A 20471-nucleotide genomic window follows, 5' to 3' on the forward strand; every position below is an offset into this window, starting at 1 on the left:
ATATAGGCGTGGGCTGCGACGGGGAAATGCCGGTACGGCATGTCGCAAAGAAGGGGTGATGCGGTCTCCTGGGTGGCAGGTCGCGGCGGGTAGCCGGCCTGCTCACACTTATATGTTGTCGTACATCATATAAGCGAGACCGGCACTTGGCAATATCAATTTTTCGAAGCGAGGGGCGATGTCATTCTTGGCGATTTTCGAATAGTGATAGCAAATTAAGACTGTTTATCCAATCCGGGCCAAGGTTCACAATAGCTTCAACGGCTGGATCGCATTCACAGCCAGCTCATCCCGACTTCAATCATTCATCAGGAGCACATCATGGAACAAACCAACATCGCTACAGCACGGCAAGTCGCCATCGTTACCGGCGCCTCGCGCGGCATCGGCGCGGAAATCGCCAAAGAACTGGGCAAGCAAGGCTACGCCGTGGTCGTCAACTACGCCGGCAACGCGGCCGAGGCACAAAAGGTGGTCGACGCCATCGCAAGCGGCGAAGGCAAAGCCATCGCCGTCCAGGCCGACGTCGCCGACCCCAAGGCCGTCAACGCCTTGTTTGAACAAGCCATCGCCGCCTTCGGCCGCGTCGACGTGCTGATCAACAACGCCGGCATCATGCCGCCAAACCTGCCGATGCTGGCCGACACCGACGACGCGACCTTCGACCGCCTGACTGCAGTCAACCTCAAGGGCAGCTTCAACACCATGCGCGCCGCCGCCGCCCACCTGCAACAGGGCGGCCGCATCGTCAACTTCTCGACCAGCGTGATCGGCCTGGCGTTGCCCGGCTACGCGGTGTACGCCGCCACCAAGGGCGCCATCGAAGTGATGACCAACATCTTCGCCAAGGAATTGCGCGGCAAGCGGATCACCGTCAACGCCGTCGCGCCGGGACCGACCGCCACCGCGTTGTTCCTGGACGGAAAATCACCGGAAGTCGTCGAGCGCATGTCCAAGGCGGCGCCGCTGGAACGCCTGGGTGCGCCGGAGGATATCGCGGCGACGGTGGCCTTCCTGGCGGCGCCGGGCAACTGGGTCAATGGACAAACGCTGCGCGCCAATGGCGGCCTGGTGTAGCGCCAGCGGCTCTGTTCATGGCAGGATCCTGAAGCCCGACATCAGAACCTGGCATTCAGCCCGAGCGTGATCGTGCGCTCGTCGCCGGGCGCAATCCAGACGCTGCTGTAGGAACTGGCGTAGTAGCGCTTGTTGAACAGGTTGCCGACATCCAGCGACAAGCGCACGACCGGTGTGACTTGCCAGTACGCAAGCGCCTTCGCCGTCACGTAAGCCGGCAGCATGAAAGTGCCTCCGGCGTCGCCGGTGCGCGCACCGACATAGCTGGCGCCGCCGCCCAGGCCATAGGCGCCGCCGCGCGCGTCGACGTCTTCATACACCGTCAGCAGGCTGCCCGAGGTGCGCGGCACGTTGATCAGGCGCGCGCCGACCGCGAGCGTGTTGTCTTTGGTCACGGCCGCGTCGGTATACGCCAGGTTGCCGGTAACGCGCCAGTGGCGCGCGAGCTTGCCGTTGAAGTCGAGCTCGACGCCGCGGCTGCGCACTTCGCCGGCGGCGATGCTGTAGGAGGCGTTGGCCGGATCGACGGTCAGCACGTTGCGCTTGGTGATGTTGAACACCGCCAGCGTGGCGCCGGCCAGCTTGTCGCTGCTCTCGTATTTGAGGCCGGCTTCTGCGGCGCGCGCGGTCTCCGGGCTGAAAGCGTTGCCGCTCGCATCGCTGCCGCTGTTGGGACGGAACGACTTGCCGACGCCGGCGTACAGCGATATCGACGGCGTCGCCAGGTAAGTCAGGCCGAGGCGCGGCGAGCTCGCGCTCTTGTCCTGGCGTGTGCTGGTGCCCGCACGGCGGTTGTCCAGCGTCGAACGGAAGCCATCGAATCGCACGCCGGCCAGCAGGCGCCAGCGTTGCGCCAGACTGATCTGGTCTTGCAGGAAGAGTCCAGTACTGATCTGGCGTTCGGCGGTGTCGGTGTTGGGCCGCGGCGTCGGCTGGAACTGGCCGTAGAGCGGATTGCTGACGTTGATCGCATACGGCGCGCCGGCGCTCGGATTGATGCGCAGCAAGCGCTGGTCCAGCGTCATGCGGTCGGCTTCGACGCCGGTCAGGATCTCGTGGCCGATGCCGCCGGTGTCGAACTTGCCGCCGATCTCTGCCTGCAGCGAGGTATCGTGCCAAGAGAAATCACGGTAACGGCGCTGGCGCCACAGCGTGGCGTTGTCGGCGCGCAGCGACGAGGCTTCGGTCGAGTAGCCGTCCAGCGTGCCTTGCTTGTGGAACACGCCGGTGCGCAGATGCCATTGCTCGTTGATCTGATGTTCCAGTGTCAGCAGATGGTTCTGGTTGTCCATCTTGAGCTTGCCGTCGTTCGGCTCGCCGAGGAAGCGCGACGCCGGCAATGCATCAAGGCGGCCGTTGACCGCCACGATACCGCGATCCATCTGCGCGATCTGGCGCAAGAATTCGGCCTCGTAGTTGAGCGTGGTGTGATTGTCGAGCAGCCAGGTGAATGCCGGTGCGACGAATTCACGCTTGCTGCGCACGTAGTCGCGGCTGCCGCCCTTGCTCTCGGCGGCAGCGTTGAGGCGGTAGGCGACGTTGCCGCTGAGCGTGCCGGTCGAGTCGATGGCGCTGCGGTAAAAGTCATTGCTGCCGATCGACAGGTCGAGGGCGTTGGATGCCTTGAACTGCGGCTTCTTGGTCACGACGTTGAGTGTGCCGCCGGGCTCGCTGCTGCCGTACAGTGCCGCCGAAGGACCCTTGAGGAAATCGATGCGCTCCACATTGGCGACGTCGCGCGGCGGCGAGTAGCCGCGATTGGAAGCGAAGCCGTTCCACAGGATATTCATGCCGCCGTTTTCATTGCCGGAAAAACCGCGCACAGAGTAGTTGTCCCACAGTCCGCCGAAATTGTTCTGGCGCGCCACGCCGCTGACGTACAGCAGCACGTCGTCCAGGCGGGTGGCGTGCAGGTCGTCCATCAGCTGGCGCGACACCACCTGCACCGACTGCGGCAGTTCCTGCAGGGGCGTGTCGGTGCGAGTGGCGCTGGCGCTGCGCGACTGCCGGTACTGTTCTTTTTCGTTGCTTCCGGTGACGGTGATGGCTTGCAGTTCCGTCGGCGCTGTACTGGTCTGTGCGCGCACGTGATTGGTCTGGACGCAGGCGAGCAGACCCAGGACCGCAAAGCGGATGGTGGTGAGATTCATGGAGCGAGGACTTCCCAAAGAAGATGATTGGCGGTTGCCGGCGTCATGCCCACGCGCCTGGCGGCTGCGGCTGGCGCGTTGATATTGCTGCGGGGGTGACGGACACGATGTGTGCGCCGGGATTGTAATGAAGCGCGCCCGCGAATGGCTGTGGCCCGTGCACTATTGTGCTAAAACTCTGATTCCTGCAATTCAACGGGCGAAGATCTTTGAGGGAAGGAGGCTGCATCGCCCGATATCGAATAGGTAACCGCCGTCACCGGGCGACGATGGCGCATTCTGTCCGTCGCTTGTCCGCCGCCAGTCTTGACGTCATCCCGCACCACTCTAAGATGGGCAGCCCGAGGCGTGACGAAACGATAAAATGTCTGCCTCTGAAGGACAGCAGCCGTCGTTTTTTTGCGATGCTCACAAGGTCATGCTCATAAGGTAAAAACATGTTCGCTCAACCCATGCGTCCCGCCCACGTGGCGCTCGTCCTGCTGGTCATCCTGGTCTGGGGCGTCAACTTCGCCATCATCAAGGTTGGCCTGAACGGCGTGCCGCCGCTGTTGCTGGGGGCGCTGCGCTTCTTGCTGGCGGCGTTTCCGGCACTGCTGTTCGTGCGTCCGCCCAAGCTGCCGCTGCGCCTTTACCTGGCGTTCGGACTGACCATGTCGGTCGGACAATTTGCCTTCCTGTTCAGCGCCATCCATGTCGGCATGCCGTCCGGACTGGCCTCACTGGTGCTGCAGTCGCAGTCCTTCTTCACCTTGCTGCTGACGGTGCTGTGGCTGCGCGAAAAATGGCAGGCCAACCAACTGGCCGGACTGGCGCTGGCCGCCGCCGGGCTGGTGCTGATCGGCAGCGCGCACGGCGCCACCATGCCGCTCAACGGTTTCCTGCTGACGATTGCGGCGGCGGCCATGTGGGCATGCGGCAATATCGTCAGCCGTGCGGTCGGCCGCCACGGTCCGATGAACCAGGTGGCGTTCGTGGTGTGGGCCAGCCTGGTGCCGCCGCTGCCGCTGTTGGCGCTGTCGTGGCTGATCGAAGGACCGGCCGCCATCGGCTCGGCGCTGCAGCATTTCAGCCTGCAATCTTTTGTCGCAGTGGCTTACATCGCGTGGGCTTCGACCTTGTTTGGTTATGCTGTGTGGAATTTCCTGATGTCGCGCTACGCCGTCAACCGCATCGCGCCGTTCACGCTGCTGGTGCCGCTGGTCGGTCTGACCACCGGCTGGCTGGCCTTCGGCGAAGAGCTGCAGGCGGTGCACCTGATCGGCGGCGCCTTGCTGATGGTGGGGCTGATCGTGAATTTGTTCGGGGCGCCGTTGCTGGCGAAGTTCAGATTGAAGACTTGAATTTCCGGCAAGAAGATCGCCGGCGAACACGAAAAATTTCGCCGCGATGTCACAATCGGCAGTAGCTGCCTCGTCTTATCAACGGGAATCTTCCCTGACGATAAAGGACTGACAATGCACACCCGAATGAACCCCTACGCTACCGAGATGAAACTGGTCCGACCGCTGATCAGTTTCGCCCAGACCGTTGAAAGCATGGGCCTGGAACCGGACCTGATGGAACTGGTGAAAATCCGCGCCTCGCAAATCAACGGCTGCGCCGTCTGCCTGCACATGCACACGGCCGCCGCCCGCAAGAACGGTGAAACCGAAGAGCGCATCTACATGCTCGACGCCTGGCGCGAATCCTCGCTCTACACCGAACGTGAACGCGCCGCGTTGGCCTGGACCGATGCGCTGACCTTGTTGAAGGAAAGCCGCGCGCCGGACGACGTCTATCAGCAGGTCGAGCGCCAGTTCACCCCGGCCGAACAGGTCATGCTCACGCTGATGATCAGCGTGATCAACACCTTCAACCGTTTCGGCGTGGGCTTCCGCCTCGGCGACGCTGAACTGAAGCAGGCCGCCTAGTGGACCGCATGGACGCCACGCCGGAACAGCAGGCAGTGGATTCCTTCGATCCGCTGCGCCCGCGCCTGATCCGGCTGGCGTATCGCATGCTCGGCTCGGTGGCCGACGCCGAAGACATCGTGCAGGACGCCTTCCTGCGCTGGCTGGCCACCGACCGCACGCAAGTGCAATCCGCGGAAGCGTATCTGCGGCGTGTCGTTACGCGGCTATGCCTCGACCAGATCAAATCGGCGCGCCACCAGCGCGAAACCTACATCGGGCCATGGTTGCCGGAGCCGGTGGTGCAAAGCGCCGAGGATGAGCTCGAAGACGTCACGCTGCCGCTGATGATGGCGCTGGAACGGCTGTCGCCGCTGGAGCGCGCAGCCTTCCTGTTGCACGACGTATTCGACGTCGGCTTCGACGACATCGCCGACATCATCGGCCGCGAACCGGCCGCCTGCCGCCAGCTCGCCAGCCGGGCCCGCACCAACGTCCGGGCGCAACGTCCGCGCTTCGACCTGCCGCCCGAGCGCGGCCTCGAAATCGCCACCGCCTTCTTTACCGCCTCACGCAGCGGCGACCTCACCGGACTGCGCAGTTTGCTGGCCGACGACGTCACCCTGCACGCGGACGGCGGCGGCAAACGCCCGGCCTCCGCCTTCCCGATCCACGGCATCGCCGACGTGCTGCAACTGCACGAGGACCTGGCGCACATTTTCGCGCTGAACCGCTCGCACGTGGTCATGTATGGGCTGATCAACGGCCTGCCGGGATTCATCACGCGCGAAGCGGATGACATCTTGCAGAGCACGGCGTTGCGGATTGAGGAGGGAAAGATCGCGGAGGTGTATGTGGTGCGGAATCCGGACAAGCTCAGGCATCTGCAGGCGGATGGGGCGATGCACTGAGCAGGCGATTCCTCAACCGGGATCGCGCTGAACGGCAGCCTCCCCTTGAGCCGCCTGCGCCACCACCTCCTGCGCACTGCGATTCTGCCGATGAAAGGCCATGAACGCCTCCGCCGGCATCGGCATCGCATACAGCCAGCCTTGCGCGTAGTCGACTTTTTGCCGGCGCAGGTACTCGGCCTGTTCTTCCGTCTCCACGCCTTCGGCGACGATCTTGAGGAACAGCGTGCGCGCCATGCCGATGATGTGGGGCGTCACGCTGCTGATGGCGGAGTCGGTGCCGATGGTGTCGATGAAGGATTTGTCGATCTTGAGTGCGTCCAGCGGCAGGCTTTGCAGGTGCGACAAGCTGGAGTAGCCGGTGCCAAAATCGTCGATCACCACGGCGTGGCCGAGGGCGCGCGCGTTGCCCAGCGTGAGGCGCGCCGGCAGCACGTTGATGAAGCCGCGCTCGGTGGCTTCCAGCCAGATCTGCTGAGCTTCGACGCCGCTGCGGGCGAGCGCGTGCTGCAACACATCGATGACGCGGCCGGTGCGGATGTCGTCGGCGCCGAGGTTGATGGCGATGTGCACGCTGCGGTCGTTGATCAGCAGTTCGCGCAGGTCTTCCATCACGTGGTCGATGACCTGGTCGGTGATGGCCATGATCAGGCCGCTGTCTTCGGCCAGCGGGATGAACAGGTCGGGTTGCACCAGGCTGCCGTCGGGACGCAGCCAGCGCACCAGCGCTTCGGCGCCGACGCAGCTTCCGCTGGCCAGTTCGATGATGGGCTGGTAGTGGACGATGAATTCGCGTTTCTTCACGGCGATCTCCAGTTCGCCCAGCGGCGACAGCCGGCGCCGCAGGCTCCACATCACCAGGCCGACCATCAGCACGCTGAGCACCACGCCGATGGGCACCAACCGCAGTTCTTCCTCGCGCATGCGTTCAAACAGGAAACTGCGCGGCTCCATCGCCACCGCGACCAGGCTGTCGCCGCGCGCCACTGCAATCAGGCGCTCGTCGTCGATGCCGTTGACCGGATTGGCGACCACGCGGCGCACCACCTCGGGGTCTGGCGCATTGAGGTCGCCCAGGATGAGGCCGCTGCCGGTGGCGACCGCCAGGCGCATGCCGGGGTCGACGATCACGTCGGAGAACCGCGACGGCACGGTCAGCACATTGTGCGAGCGGTACTGCAGCGCCATCATGGCGTTGCCCTGGGTGATCAGCGGCTGCATGCGCAGCGTGACTTCAAGGCCGTCTTCGGTAACGAAGTCGGCTGGCGTCTGCTGGACGCGCTCGTTCACCAGGCCCCAGGAAGTGCATTTGAGCAGGCCGTTTTCGAAGTAGCCGATTTCATCGACCGAGCGGGTGTTGATGGTCAGGCGGCGCATGCGGGCGATGTGGTCGGGCGAGCAGGGCAGCAGGTTGAGCGGCTCGACCGCGTAGAGCGCCGAGCGGATCTCGCGCAGGGAGATGGTGGCGCGCTGGATGGCGCGCCGGGCGAACAATTCGAGGCGGGCCTGCTCCTCGTTGACGGCGCGGGTCCAGGCCAGGTACATCACGCTGCCCAGCGGCGCGGCGATGGAAACGATGACCAGCACGGTGGCGATGACGATGGCGCGGGAACGGTCCAAGATGAGCTCCTTCCATGGACATGGCAGGGGCAAATGTCCCTGCTGTCTCCCAGTGTAGGCACAAATCCCGGGTGTTGTCTTGTTGGCAACATCGATGTGTTGCTAAACCACCGACGAACCGCGCATGCCAGGCCGGTCAGGGCCGCGCCAGGCCGTCGTCCTCGTCGTCCACGACTTCCGGCGCCTGGGCGCGGTTGAGCCGGTAATAGGCGATGAAATCCGCTGCCGGCATCGCCTTGGCGTACAGCCAGCCTTGCACGTATTCGACCCGGTGCTTGCGCAGGTAGTCGGCCTGTTCCCGTGTCTCGACGCCCTCGGCGACGATCTTCAGGCCGAGCGTCTTGGCCATGCCGATGATGTGCGGCGTGACGCTGCTGGTGGCGGAGTCGGTGCCGATGGTGTCGACGAAGGACTTGTCGATCTTGAGCGTGTCCAGCGGCAGGCTTTGCAGATACGACAGGCTGGAATAGCCGGTGCCGAAATCGTCGATGGCGACCGCGTAGCCGGTGTTGCGCGCATTGGTCAGCGTGACGCGCGCCGAATTGACGTCCATGAAGCCGCGTTCGGTGGCTTCCAGCCAGATCTGCCGTGGCTCGATGCCGGTGTGCTTGAGTACCGCCGCGACCGAGTTCAAGGCTCGTCCGCTCTTGATGTCGTCAGCGCTCAGGTTGACTGCGATGTGCAGGCCGCGATCCGCCACCAGCAGCGCATTGAGTTCGCTCACCACGCTGCGGATCACCTGGTCGGTGATCGGCAGGATCAGGCCGCTTTCTTCCGCCAGCGGGATGAACAGGTCGGGCCGCACCATGGTGCCGTCCGGACGGCGCCAGCGCACCAGCGCTTCGGCACCGACGCAGCGGCCGCTGGCGAGTTCGATGATGGGCTGGTAATGCACCACGAACTCGGCGCGCTTGACCGCGAGGCTCAGTTCGCCCAGTGGCGACAGGCGCCGGCGCACCCCCCAGATCAGCGCACCGACCAGCAGCGCCGCCACCAGGATGCCGACCGGCACCAGCAGCAATTGCTCCTGGCGCAGGCGCTTGAACAGGAAATTGCGCGGCTCGATGGCGATGGCGATCAGCCCGGCGGAATGGGCGGTCGCAACGAGATAGCTGTCGTCAACGCTGTTGACCGGGTTGGCGATGATGTCGCGCACCAGCATCGGATCGGGCGAATTCTGCTCGCCCAGCACGAAGCCCTGGTCGGTCGCGGTCGCCAGCTGGATGCCCGGATCGACGATGACGTCGGCGAAGCGCGACGGCACCGTCAGCACATTGTGCGAGCCGTACTGCACCGACATCATCGCGCTGCTCTGGGTGACCACGGGCAGCATGCGCAATGTCACCTGCAGGCCGTCCAGGGTGACGAAGTCGGGCGGCGTTACCGTCACGCGCACATTGGTGCGGCCCCATGAGGTGCATTGCAGCAAACCGTTGCGGAAGTAGCCGATCTCTTCCACCGAGCGCGTGTTGACGGTCAGCTGGCGCATGCGCGCGATGTGCGCGTCGGAGCAGGGCGGCAGGTTGAGCGGCTCGATCGCATGCAGCGCCGAGCGAATTTCAGTGAAGGAAATGTTGGCGCGCGCAATGGCGCGCTCGGCATATTGGGTCAGGCGGGTCTGTTCTTCGCTGACCGCGCGCGTCCACGACAGGTACAGCATGCAGGCCAGCGGCAGCACGGCGCACAGGATGGTCAGCACCATGGTGATAAGGATGACGCGCGATCGTTTCAAGGCCGCTCTCCCCGCTGTTGTTGTCTGGAGCTGCTCCGCTTTGAGATGAGTGTAGGGCAAATTCCCGCGCGCGTGGCGACGTCCGTGGCGGCCGGAACACGCGTTTGCCTATTCTTGCATTTAACTCATGGATGAAATGACATTGATGCTGTTTTAATGCGGGCACCGAAGCGCCACAATCCACTCCGTCAATCAATTCATCAACGGATCAACGGAGAACACCATGTACGCAATTACCGGAATCACAGGCCAGGTCGGCGGCGTCGTCGCGCGCCAATTGTTGGCGCAGCACAAGGGCGTGCGCGCGGTCGTGCGCGATGCCGCCAAGGGCGCGCAATGGGCGGCGCAGGGCTGCGGCCTGGCGCTGGCCGATATGAACGATGCAGCCGCGCTGGAACGCGCCTTCCACGGTGCGCAGGGCGTCTTCATCCTGCTCCCGCCGACCTTCGATCCGACGCCGGGCTTCCCGGAAGCGCGCGGCTGTATCGCCGCCATTCGCCAGGCCTTGCTGGCCGCGCAGCCGAAAAAGGTAGTCTGCCTCTCGACCGTCGGCGCCCAGGCCAGCCAGGAAAACCTGCTCAACCAGCTCGGCCTGCTGGAAGAAGCGCTGAGCGACTTGCCGATGCCGGTGGCCTTTCTGCGCGCCGGCTGGTTCATCGAGAATGCCTTGTGGGATGTGGCCGCCGCGCGCGCAGGCGCCATGCCGAGTTACCTGCAGCCGCTCGACAAGCCGGTGCCGATGGTCGCCACCGCCGATGTCGGTCGCGTCGCGGCGGAGTTGCTGCTGGAAGACTGGGCGGGCAAACGCGTGATCGAACTGGAAGGACCGAAGCGCATCACACCGCTGCAACTCGCAGCAGGCTTCGGCAAGTTGCTCGGCCGCGAGGTCGAAGCGCAGATCGTGCCGCGCTTCACCTGGGCCGACCTCTTCCGCGCGCAGGGCATGGGCAATCCCTTGCCGCGCATGCAGATGCTGGACGGTTTCAACGAAGGCTGGATCGAGTTCGAAGGCGGCCGCGCCGGTTCGCGCAAAGGTGAAGTCGAACTGGATACCGTGCTGCGTGAACTGATTGCCCGCGCAGCTTAAGAGCGGCTAACAAAACGCCGCTGGCGGCGTTGCTTCTCCCGGTTCAACTTAACTGAGGTACTTTCGTACTGTCTTCGTCGGCGCGCCTTGCCATCGAAGTTTGGTAGCCGCACCAGGTCGCCTCAGCGCGCGCTGCGCTGGCCCCAGATCACTCCGGCCAGCACCAGCGCACCGGCCAGCGCATGATAGGCGTGCAGCTGTTCGCCCAGCAGCGCCCATGCCGCCAGCGCCACCAGCAAGGGCAACAGGTTGGCGAACAAGGCGCTGCGCGGCGCGCCCAGGTGCTTGATGGCGTTCATCCACAGGAACGGCGCACCGATCGACGCCAGCAGGCCGGCGTACATCACCATCGGCAGGTTCTGCGCCGTCAGCGGCGAGGCCGGCGCCGCCAGCCAGAACGGCAACAGGATCAGGCTGCCGAAGATGGCCTGCACGTACAGCTGCGTCCACGTCGTCAACGGCAGCGACCAGCGCTTCAGCAATACGCCATACAAGGCATTGGACGCCACCGCGATCAGCATGAGCGCGTCGCCGGTATGCAGGCCGCCGCTGAACAGTTTGGCCGGCGCACCGTGCGTGCTCAGCACGACCAGGCCCAGCAGCGACACTAGGCCGCCCGCGATACGCGCCGTCGACAGCCGTTCGCCGGACAGCATGCTGCTCAGGCATGCAGAGATCAGCGGCATCAGCGCCACCGTCACGCCCATGTTGACGGCCGAGGTGCTGTGTGCCGCTTCATACGCCAGTCCCTGATACATCGCCATGCCCAGCGCGCCGAGCAGCATCAAGCGCGCCCAGTTCCAGTCGGCGGCAATAGCAGCGCGCTGCCGCCATGCGACGCGGCCGAGGAAGGGCGTCATCACCAGCACCGCCAGCACCCAGCGATAGAAGGCGATGGCGGCCGGCTCGATCGCCGTCGAGGCAGCTTTGGTGACGATGGTATTGCCGGACCAGATGCAGACGGCCAGCAGGGGCAGCAGGTAGAACTTGCCGCCGGCGTTCGCGGATGGAGCGGAAGCGGCGGAGGTGTTTTGCGCAGGCGCAGCCAGCGTGGAAGTGCGATTCGACATGATGGCTCCTTGGAAGTGTTGCACCATCGTGCGCGTTTTCCATGCATGCATAAAGTGATATTGTTGCAGTTCATCAGTGCAATTGATGCAGCATTTCATTCAGCATCATTACCGCGGCAGCATTCACTTTTTGCAGGAGCATCTCTCATGCGCGATCTCGACTTCAACATGGTGCTCGACCTCGAAGCATTGCTGCGCGAAGGCAGCGTGGTCGGCGCCGCGCGTCGCCTTCATCTGTCGGCGCCGGCCATGAGCCGGCGCCTGGCCAACCTGCGCACTGCGGTCGGCGATCCCCTGTTCGTCCCGGCCGGGCGCGGCCTGGTGCCGACCCAGCGTGCGCTGGAACTGCGCGAGAAAGTGGACGCCCTGGCGCAGGAAATGCGCAAGGTCTTCATGACCGATCAGGTCGACCTGTCGACGGTGGAACGCACCATGGTGTTGCGCACCAATGACGGCTTTGCCGGCGCCTGGGCGGCCAAGCTGGCGCAGCGCGTGGCGCAGGAGGCGCCGGGTATTTCATTGCGCTTTTCGCCGCGCACCGACAAGCACGTGGCCGGCCTGCGCGACGGTCTCATCGATCTGGAAGTGGGGGCCCTGCATGAGGGCGACGACACCTCGGAAGAGCTGCATCGCCAGGTGCTGTTCCGCACGCCCTTCGTCGGCGTGGTGCGCGCGGATCATCCGCTGGCAGGCAAGAAAATCAGCCTCGCCAACTTCATCGCCTGGCCGCACATTTCGGCCTCGCGCCACGGCCACGACAGCGGTCCGATCGACGATGCGCTGGAAGCGCGCGGCCTGCAACGCAAGGTCAGGCTGGTGGCGCCGGGATTCCAGTCGGCGATGATGATGGCAGCCTCGTCCGACATGGTCGCCGCCGCGCCCGAACTGTTCGCTCGCTGGGCCATGCAGCATTTGCGCCTGCATACGTTCCGCTTGCCGCTGGCGACGCCGGAAGTGGAGGTCTCGCAGAGCTGGCATCCGCGCCGCCACGCCGACCCGGTGCATAAATGGCTGCGCGGGCTGGTGCGGGAATTGTGCAGCGATGTTGAAGGTGCCGGCTAATCAGGCCCGCAGCAGCAGGAAAATCAGGCGGACGGTGTTTCCCACGCAGACGGGAGACTTGCGCCGGCCGCGTGGTCAATCATATACAGCCATGATCCGTCGGCTTGACGCCGCACCACTTCGACAGAGCTGGCTGCGAAGGTTATTTCGCCCTCATGCCGTCCAATGCAATCGCCGCGCACCACGGCGATGTCGCCGTTGACCGCGCAAAAATTGATCCTGGTTTCAATCTTGCCGGGCATCTCCACCAATGGGGTCAGCGCCTTGCGAATCGCCTCATGGCCGACCACCGGGTCCGGACCGCCGAAGTAAAGAATCGCATCAGGCTCGTACAGGGAAATCCAGGCGTCCAGGTCGCGGCCGTTGTTGAATATCTCCGCAAAAGCCATGCTCATCTGACTGGGATCGGTCACTTTTTTATATCGGGTATCGAACATCTGAACTCCTTGGGGGATGAGAAATTTTTCTTTTGCGCAGCTTTGCAAAGCCAAAGAAAAACATCGCTTTGCCAAGCGTTGCGGATTCTAATGTCGCATCTGAGATCAGGCTAGTACGCACATTTTTGTACGTGTGGCCATGGTCGGAAGAAACAGTCGCATCTGGATAAAATTCAGTCTGCATGCACGGCCAATGCGGCCAACGCGATGGAGTTTTATCCGGGATTCGGTGGATTTTTATCGAGGCGAGCCGCCGGCATCGGAATGCCAGCGGCTGTGGGATGGAGGTTCTTGCTTCAATACGACGGTCGCTACAGGAGCGGTATCAGGCCAGCGTGGTGGTGACTTCCGTCTTGACGCTGGTCATCAGTTTTTGCACCGGGCATTTCTCCGCCACGGCCAGCAATTCCTGGCGCTGCGCTTCGGTGAGGTCGCCGCCCAGGCTGATCGATGCCGCCAGGCGGTAGACGCCCTGGCGCTCTTCGCTATTGTCGCGGTCGATGCTGATCTGGATGTCTTCCACCGGGATGTTCTTGCGCTTGGCGTACCACACCATCGTCAGCGCCTTGCAGGCGCCAAGGGCGGCGTCGTACAGGTCATGCGGATTGGGACCGGCGTCGACGCCGCCTTCGTCCACCGCGCCGTCGACCGAAATCACGTGGTTGCGCACGTGGACGATGTGGCGCATGGCGAGCGACTGGTCGCGCTTGATCTGGATGGACATAAACGTTCCTTGCAATGAATTGGGGGAACGCCAAATGTAGCGCAGTTTTTAACGCTGCGGCATTCCTTCCTCAGGCGCGATAGCGGAACGGCGCCTTCAGCAGATCCTCGATCTTCACCGGCAAATCGCGCACGCGCACGCCGGTGGCGTGATACACCGCTGCCGTCACCGCCGGCGCCAACCCGGCGATGCCGATCTCGCCGATGCCGCGCGCGCCGAGTTCGTCCAGCGCCTTGTCCGGATAGTCGAGGAACACCACGTCCATGTCCGGCGAGTCGGCATTGGTCACCATCACGTAATCGGCGAGGTTGTTGTTGACCGGCTTGCCGTTGCGCTGGTCGTAGTGGGTCTCTTCAAACAGCGCCATGCCCAAGCCCATCACCACCGCGCCCTCGATCTGGTTGCGCCCGGTGCGCGGATTGATGATGCGGCCGGCGTCGATTACGGTCACCACGCGGCTCACGCGCAGGCGCGCGATGTCGGGTTGCCAGCGGACCTCGACGAAATGCGCGCCGTAGGAGTGGATGGAAATCTTGTCGGCGCCCGGATCGCTGCTGCTGGCGCCGGACTTGCCCTTGCCTTCGACGCCGCTCAGCTGCGCCGCGCGCAGCACGTCGGCGAACGCCACGCCGCTTTGCGGCGACTGGCCGCGCCGGTGGATGCGGCCGCCGGAGAAGGTCAGTTCTTCCGCACGGGTCCCGCGCAAGGGCGAAGACGGATCTTCCGCCGCCAGCGCCACTGCTTGCTGCATGGCGGCGCGTGCGGCTTGCGCCACGGCCGGCACCATCGACGCGGTGGCCATCGAGCCGCCCGACATCGGTCCCGGCGGCAGCCTGGTGTCGCCGATGGCGACGATGATGTTGGACATGGGGATGCCGGTGGTTTCCGCCACCATCTGCGACACCACGGTATAGGTGCCGGTGCCGATGTCCTGCACCGCCGACGACACGCGCGCGTTGCCGTCGCTGCCCAGCGTCACCGATACTTCCGCGCCAAGCCGTTTGGCCATCCACGAACACGCCGCCACGCCCCAGCCGATGATTTCGCCGTCCTGCTGCATGCTGCCCACGGCAGGATTGCGGCGCTCCCAGCCGAAGCGTTCGGCGCCGGTCTGCAAAGCTTCGCGCAGATGACGTGATGAAAACGGCGCGTTGATGCTCTGGTCGGTGGCCGGTTCATTGAGCAGGCGCAACTGCACCGGATCAATGTTGAGTGCAATGGCCAGCTCATCCATCGCCGATTCGGTGGCGAACAGACCCGGCACCGCGCCCGGGCCGCGCATCGAGGTGTTCGGCGCGATGTGGCGCTTGACCGGCGCACCGGTGACGCGCAGGTTGTCCGTGCCGTACAGATAGGCGGTGGCTTCGCCGCAGTGTTCGACGCTGGCTTCGACCTGCGCCACGTGGAACAGGTAATCCTGCTGCACCGAGGTCAGCTTGCCGCCCGCTGTGGCTGACAGGCGCACGCGTTGCTGGGTGTTGGTGCGATGGCCGACGTTGTGGAACATCATGTCGCGCGACACCACCAGCTTGACTGGCCGGCGCAGGTTGCGCGCCGCCTGCGCCGCCAGGAGGCTATGCCCCCACGGCCACAACTTGCCGCCGAAACCGGAGCCGAGGTATTCGGTGATGATGCGCATGTTTTCCGGCGGTACGCCCAGCATCTGGCTCATCACGCCGCGATGGTTGACGATGGCCTGCGAGGTCTCGTACAGCGTGAACGATTGCGACAGGCTGTCGTACAGCACCACCGAGGCGTGCAGCTCGATCGGATTGTGCGTCTCCACCGGCGTGGTGTAGACCTGGTCGATGCGCACCGCCGCATTGGCAAAGGCCGCATCGGGACTGCCGCGTTCGCTGTCGACCTTGGGTTTGCCGTCGGCCGTCAACTCCTTGCGCACATCGTGTGCTTCCTTGCGGTAGTCGACGCGCACCGCGGCGGCGGCGGCGGTCGCCTGCTCAAAGGTATCGGCCAGCACCAGCGCCACGTATTGCCCGTAATAGCGCACCGTCGCGTCTTCCAGCGGCGGGCGCTTTTCGTCGGTCTTGACGCCCGAGGACGGATTGGTGTGAAAAAAGCGGCCGATGTTGTCATGCGTGTAGATCATGCGCACGCCTGGCATCTTCGCGGCCGTCGCGGTATCGATGGCGCGGATGTCGCCGTGGGCGATGGTGGCGCACACCGGCACCGCGATCAGCATGTCGGGATAGCGATGGTCCGAGGTGTAGCGCGCTTGGCCGGTGACCTTGAGCGGGCCATCGATGCGCGGCAGCGCCGCGCCGACGCCGGTCTGGAGAGAAGGATTCTGGGACTGGACGGGTGAGGGCATCATGCGCTCCTTCGATTGGCGTCGGGGGTGGCGGCAGTGCAGGTACGGAGAGCCTGCACCAGGCAGCGTTGGATCAGGTCTACCTTGAACACGTTGTCGCGCAGCGGACGCGCATCGCGCACCGCGGCGGCGGCTGCGCGGGCGAACACGTCCACCGTCGGCGCCGCATCCTGCAGCACGGCTTCAGCTTCGAGAGAACGCCAGGGTTTGGTGCCCACGCCACCGAGCGCCACACGCGCCCGCGAAATGCGACCGCCATCGATGCTCAGCTGCACCGCCGCCGAAGACAGCGCAAATTCATACGAAGCGCGATCGCGCAGCTTGAGATAAGTCGATCCGGCGTTGGCCGGCGGCGGCCGCAGCGTGACATGCGTCACCAGTTCGCCCGGCGCCAGCACGGTCTCGCGCTGCGGCGTGCTGCCCGGCAGCAGATGGAATTCATTGATCGGCACGATGCGCGCGCCGTTCGCACCCTGCACGTGGACGATGGCTTCCAATGCGGCCAGCGCGACGTTCATGTCGGACGGATTGGAGGCGATGCACTGCGCGCTGGTGCCGAGGATCGCCAGGTTGCGGTGGAATCCTTCCTGCGCCGCGCAACCGCTGCCGGGCTGGCGCTTGTTGCAGGCCGTGGCGGTATCGCGGAAGTAAACGCAACGGGTGCGCTGCAACAGGTTGCCGCCGGTGGTAGCCATGTTGCGCAGCTGCGCCGACGCGCCCGAGAGCAGCGCCATGCTCAGCATCGGATAACGCTGCACGATCAGCGGATGATTGGCGAGGTCGCTGTTGCGTACCAGCGCGCCGACTTTGAGACCGCCGTCGGCGGTCTGCTCGATCTGGTTGAGCGGCAGGCGATTGATGTCGATGACTTGTTGCGGCTGCTCGACGTCGAGCTTCATGAGGTCGACCAGCGTGGTGCCGCCGGCAAGGAAACGCACCGGCTGCGGCGCTGTATCCATCGATGATGAAGCGAGGCGCACGGCCTCGTCGGGACTTTGTGCGCGCAGCATCTGGAAGGTGTGCATGGCGGCTCCTGAATGAGGTGGTGAGAAGGGTGTGGCGAGAATCAGCCGGCGTCGCGCACCTGGCGGATGGCGGCGACGATGTTGGAGTACGCGCCGCAGCGGCAGATGTTGCCGCTCATGGCTTCCTTGACGTCGGCATCGGCGCGCCCGCACGGTTCGGTCAATAGCGCCGCCGCCGACATGATCTGGCCCGAGGTGCAATAGCCGCATTGCAACCCGTCGTGGGCGACGAAGGCCGCTTGCAGCGGATGCAGGCGATCAGGCGTGCCGAGGCCTTCGATGGTGGTAACGCTGTCGCCCTCGTGCATCGCCACCAGGCTCAGGCAGGAGTTCACGCGACGGCCGTTGACGTGCACCGTACAGGCGCCGCACTGGCCGTGATCGCAGCCCTTCTTGGTGCCGGTGAGCTGGAGGTTTTCGCGCAGGTAGTCGAGCAGGCTGGTGCGCACGTCGACCTTGGCTTCCTGCGCGATGTCGTTGACGGTCAGGCGCACCGTGACCAGTGAGTCGTCCACTGCACCGACCGGCGCCGAGGCCGCGACCGGGGCCGCCAGCGCCGCCGCCGGCAAGGCTCCCAGCGCGCCGCTGGAGCCGACCCACATCAGGAAGGAGCGGCGCGTGAGTTGCGGTGCGCCGTTTTCATCCCGGTGCGCGCTTGTGGATTCGACAAGTACGGAAGGGGAATTGCCTTGAGGGGAGGAAGAGGGGGAAGGGCGGCGATCGGACTCGCCGCGGGCTTCTTCTTGCTGGTTTTCATTCATGATGGACTCATCGAAAATTGGCTGGAAGCAGACCAGTTTGGCCGCATGCTTACAACGAAAGTTCAACCAGGCCGTGTAAAAAACAATGCTGCGCGATAGGGCATTGCGCTGACGTCAAGATGCTGTTTTGTCTGACTGCGCACCGCTGCCGGAGGGCGCGTAATGGCACGTTAACGGCATCGCTATATTTTTATAAATATCACGCGATGCGAACGTAATCTCCTCCGCCGACAATCCCGTACGCTTACGCCGCCAGAGCCTGCTGGTGGAACGGATAGTCGGTGTAGCCGACTTCGGTGCCGCCAAAGAACGACGGACGGTCGTAGGCGTTGAGCGGCCAGCCGTTGCGCAGGCGTTCCGGCAGATCGGGATTGGCGATGAAGTCGCGGCCGAAGGCGACCAGGTCGGCGTCGCCGGCTTGCAGGATCGCTTCGGCGCTGTCCCGCTTGAAGCCGCCGGCGGCGATGATGAGGCCTGGATAGTGACGGCGCATCAGTTGCGCGGCCACCGGCGCCGGATCTTTGCTGTCGTCGTCGACGTTGCCCAGCACGCGCGGCTCGATCAGATGCAGGTAGGCGAGGTCGAGCGGCGCCAGTTGGCGGGCGACATAGGAAAACAGTTCCTGCGGATTGCTGTCGGACATGTCGCCCCAGGTGCCGCTCGGCCCGAGTCGCACCGCCACGCGCTTGTTGCCCCACACCCCGATCAGGGCACGCGTGACCTCAAGCAGGAAGCGGCTGCGATTTTCGTAGGAGCCGCCGTATTGGTCGGTGCGCCTGTTGCTGCCGTCCTGCAGGAACTGGTCGAACAGGTAGCCGTTGGCGGCGTGGATTTCAACGCCGTCGAAACCGGCGGCGACGCCGCGCACGGCTGCGTTGCGGAAGTCTTCCACCAGGCCGGCGATTTCTTCCGTGCGCAATGCGCGCGGCGGCGTGTTCGGCACCCATCCCGATTCGGTGTAGGCGACGCCGCCGTGTTCGATTGCAGATGGCGCGACCGGTTGTCCGCCGCCTGGCTGCAACTGGCTGTTGGACTGGCGTCCGGCATGGTAGAGCTGCAGGAAGATGCGGCCGCCCTTGGCGTGCACGGCGTCGGTGACCAGTTTCCAGCCGGCGATCTGATTGTCGTCATACAGGCCGGGTGCGCCGAGGTAGCCGTTGCCGTTGGCGGCGGCGATGGTGGCTTCGCCGATGATCAGGCCGCCGGCCGAGGCGCGTTGCGCATAGTAGTCGGCCATCAGCGGACCGGGTATGGCGCCGGCTTCGGCGCGCATGCGGGTCAGCGGCGCCATGACGACGCGATGGGACAGGTGGAGCGGACCGATGACGAGCGGGGTGTGCAGGGTGGACATGATGTTTTCCGTAAATGAGATTGAAGAGGCTACGAAGGCGAAGCAATCTGTTTCGCCGGTGTAGCCAATATAGGTCTTCGTCCTCACAAGAAAAATAGCCCGCAGTTCGCAACATATCGGACAAGCATTCCGCAATCGACAGGTGTTGATCGGAACATGCAGTGAAATTGTGGGCCGGCGATAAATCGGCTAAGGTGCGCTCAGGGCAGGTAAATCATTTAAAACAACAGGGAATCATGGATAGCCTCAGCGGCATCGCAATGTTCGTGCAGGTCGCGGAAACGCGCAGTTTCACCGAGGCGGCGCGCCTGCTTGGCGTGTCGTCGTCGGCGGTCGGCAAGAGTATTGCCCGTATGGAAGAGCGCCTGCACGTGCGGCTGTTTCATCGCAGCACGCGGAGCATCACGCTGACGTCGGAAGGCGCCCTGTTCCTCGAGCGTTGCCGCCGCATCCTCAGCGAAGTCGACGCCGCCGAGGCCGAACTGTCGGACGTCGCCGACAATCCGCGCGGCCGACTCAAAGTCGGCGCGCCGCAACTGACCGGTTTGCTGATGCCGGTGTTCGACAGCTTCATGCAGCGCTATCCCGACATCGATCTCGACATCGACATGTCGGACCGTATGGTGGACGTGATCGAAGAAGGTTTCGACATCGTCATCCGTACCGGCGAGCAACATGATTCACGCTTGGTCGCGCGTCGCATCGGCGCTTGTCCGCATGTGCTGGTGGCCACGCCCGGCTATCTGGCGCGCCACGGCGAACCGGCCCATCCGAGCGAACTCACGCATCACGCCTGCCTGCAGCATCGCTTTCCTGCTACCGGCAAACTGGAGCGCTGGCCCCTGCGGCGCGAAGAGTCGGAACCGGAACTGGCGCTGCCCGAGACCATCACGGTCAACACCATCGAGCCGCTGGCCTATTCGGCCCTGCAAGGACGCGGCATCGCCTTCCTGCCGACCTTCCTGGTGCGCGAGGCGCTCAGCACCGGGCAGCTGCGCACGGTGCTGGACGATTACCTTGAGCGCACGGTCACGTTCTGGATGCTGTGGCCGGCCAGCCGTTATGCGTCGCCCAAGTTGCGCGTCTTCATTGACCACCTGAGCCAGCACTTGCGCATCTGACCATCCGGGCGCCGGCCACTGGCACGCAAGTCAAATTGCCACGCCCAAAGTTCATGGGCATAATGGGCCGGATAAGGGGCAGAGCAGGGCCGGCGTCTTGGCGCAATATCCACAAAGCCTCA

The 20471-nt window shown here is 64.3% G+C and carries 17 protein-coding genes; 7 read left to right on the forward strand and 10 right to left on the reverse strand.

Annotation, left to right across the window (positions count from 1 at the left end; genetic code table 11):
• Nucleotides 1-321: 321 nt before the first annotated feature.
• A complete protein-coding gene (locus ACIROY_RS20850; RefSeq protein WP_402343907.1) occupies nt 322-1077 on the forward strand; it encodes an SDR family oxidoreductase in 756 nt (251 codons plus the stop codon).
• A gap of 41 nt (nt 1078-1118) precedes the next feature.
• Here the strand turns inward: ACIROY_RS20850 and ACIROY_RS20855 are convergent, their stop codons facing one another.
• Nucleotides 1119-3227: a TonB-dependent siderophore receptor gene (locus tag ACIROY_RS20855; protein WP_402343910.1), complete on the reverse strand. Its 2109-nt coding sequence runs from the start codon at nt 3225-3227 to the stop codon at nt 1119-1121.
• 437 nt (nt 3228-3664) lie between these two features.
• Between ACIROY_RS20855 and ACIROY_RS20860 the strand changes: the two genes are divergently transcribed.
• From ACIROY_RS20860 to ACIROY_RS20870, 3 genes are all read left to right on the forward strand, one after another.
• Nucleotides 3665-4570 carry an EamA family transporter gene (locus ACIROY_RS20860; RefSeq protein WP_402343913.1) on the forward strand — a complete coding sequence of 302 codons (906 nt, stop codon included), beginning with the start codon at nt 3665-3667 and terminating at the stop codon, nt 4568-4570.
• Nucleotides 4571-4684: 114 nt separating this feature from the next.
• The gene (locus ACIROY_RS20865) at nt 4685-5140 is read left to right on the forward strand and encodes a carboxymuconolactone decarboxylase family protein (protein ID WP_402277886.1); all 456 of its coding nucleotides are present in this window, start codon (nt 4685-4687) and stop codon (nt 5138-5140) included.
• An 8-nt stretch (nt 5141-5148) separates the two neighbouring features.
• Nucleotides 5149-6030, forward strand: coding sequence for a sigma-70 family RNA polymerase sigma factor (locus tag ACIROY_RS20870; RefSeq protein WP_402344206.1), 882 nt, complete (start codon nt 5149-5151; stop codon nt 6028-6030).
• A 12-nt stretch (nt 6031-6042) separates the two neighbouring features.
• Here the strand turns inward: ACIROY_RS20870 and ACIROY_RS20875 are convergent, their stop codons facing one another.
• Complete coding sequence (locus ACIROY_RS20875) at nt 6043-7650, reverse strand: EAL domain-containing protein (protein WP_402277885.1); 1608 nt, start codon at nt 7648-7650, stop codon at nt 6043-6045.
• A 136-nt stretch (nt 7651-7786) separates the two neighbouring features.
• A complete protein-coding gene (locus ACIROY_RS20880; RefSeq protein ID WP_402343916.1) occupies nt 7787-9382 on the reverse strand; it encodes an EAL domain-containing protein in 1596 nt (531 codons plus the stop codon).
• A gap of 223 nt (nt 9383-9605) precedes the next feature.
• Here ACIROY_RS20880 and ACIROY_RS20885 point away from each other — a divergent pair, with 223 nt between their 5' ends.
• The gene (locus ACIROY_RS20885; protein WP_402343918.1) at nt 9606-10469 is read left to right on the forward strand and encodes an NmrA family NAD(P)-binding protein; all 864 of its coding nucleotides are present in this window, start codon (nt 9606-9608) and stop codon (nt 10467-10469) included.
• Between the two features lie 122 nt (nt 10470-10591).
• Here the strand turns inward: ACIROY_RS20885 and ACIROY_RS20890 are convergent, their stop codons facing one another.
• Nucleotides 10592-11539: a DMT family transporter gene (locus ACIROY_RS20890; RefSeq protein ID WP_402343921.1), complete on the reverse strand. Its 948-nt coding sequence runs from the start codon at nt 11537-11539 to the stop codon at nt 10592-10594.
• A 147-nt stretch (nt 11540-11686) separates the two neighbouring features.
• Between ACIROY_RS20890 and ACIROY_RS20895 the strand changes: the two genes are divergently transcribed.
• Complete coding sequence (locus ACIROY_RS20895; RefSeq protein ID WP_402277881.1) at nt 11687-12601, forward strand: LysR family transcriptional regulator; 915 nt, start codon at nt 11687-11689, stop codon at nt 12599-12601.
• Between the two features lie 23 nt (nt 12602-12624).
• Here ACIROY_RS20895 and ACIROY_RS20900 read toward each other — a convergent pair whose 3' ends face one another.
• The 6 genes from ACIROY_RS20900 to ACIROY_RS20925 all read right to left on the reverse strand — a co-directional run bounded on the left by ACIROY_RS20900 (nt 12625) and on the right by ACIROY_RS20925 (nt 19228).
• Nucleotides 12625-13038, reverse strand: a complete 414-nt coding sequence (locus ACIROY_RS20900; RefSeq protein ID WP_402343924.1) for a YybH family protein — start codon at nt 13036-13038, stop codon at nt 12625-12627.
• A 325-nt stretch (nt 13039-13363) separates the two neighbouring features.
• A complete protein-coding gene (locus tag ACIROY_RS20905) occupies nt 13364-13762 on the reverse strand; it encodes an OsmC family protein (protein ID WP_402277879.1) in 399 nt (132 codons plus the stop codon).
• A gap of 70 nt (nt 13763-13832) precedes the next feature.
• A complete protein-coding gene (locus ACIROY_RS20910; protein WP_402343927.1) occupies nt 13833-16091 on the reverse strand; it encodes a xanthine dehydrogenase family protein molybdopterin-binding subunit in 2259 nt (752 codons plus the stop codon).
• Nucleotides 16091-17116 carry an FAD binding domain-containing protein gene (locus ACIROY_RS20915; protein ID WP_402343930.1) on the reverse strand — a complete coding sequence of 342 codons (1026 nt, stop codon included), beginning with the start codon at nt 17114-17116 and terminating at the stop codon, nt 16091-16093. Before ACIROY_RS20915 ends, ACIROY_RS20910 begins: the two co-directional genes overlap by 1 nt.
• A 41-nt stretch (nt 17117-17157) precedes the next feature.
• Nucleotides 17158-17718, reverse strand: coding sequence for a (2Fe-2S)-binding protein (locus ACIROY_RS20920; protein ID WP_402278046.1), 561 nt, complete (start codon nt 17716-17718; stop codon nt 17158-17160).
• A gap of 403 nt (nt 17719-18121) precedes the next feature.
• Nucleotides 18122-19228 carry an alkene reductase gene (locus ACIROY_RS20925; RefSeq protein WP_402343933.1) on the reverse strand — a complete coding sequence of 369 codons (1107 nt, stop codon included), beginning with the start codon at nt 19226-19228 and terminating at the stop codon, nt 18122-18124.
• A gap of 236 nt (nt 19229-19464) precedes the next feature.
• On the opposite strand from ACIROY_RS20925, the gene ACIROY_RS20930 reads away from it, so the two are divergent.
• On the forward strand, nt 19465-20349 hold the full coding sequence (locus tag ACIROY_RS20930) for a LysR substrate-binding domain-containing protein (RefSeq protein ID WP_402343936.1): 885 nt from the start codon (nt 19465-19467) through the stop codon (nt 20347-20349).
• Nucleotides 20350-20471 lie beyond the last annotated feature (122 nt).

It is taken from the genome of Herbaspirillum sp. NPDC101396 (assembly GCF_044767365.1).
GTDB lineage: Bacteria > Pseudomonadota > Gammaproteobacteria > Burkholderiales > Burkholderiaceae_D > Herbaspirillum.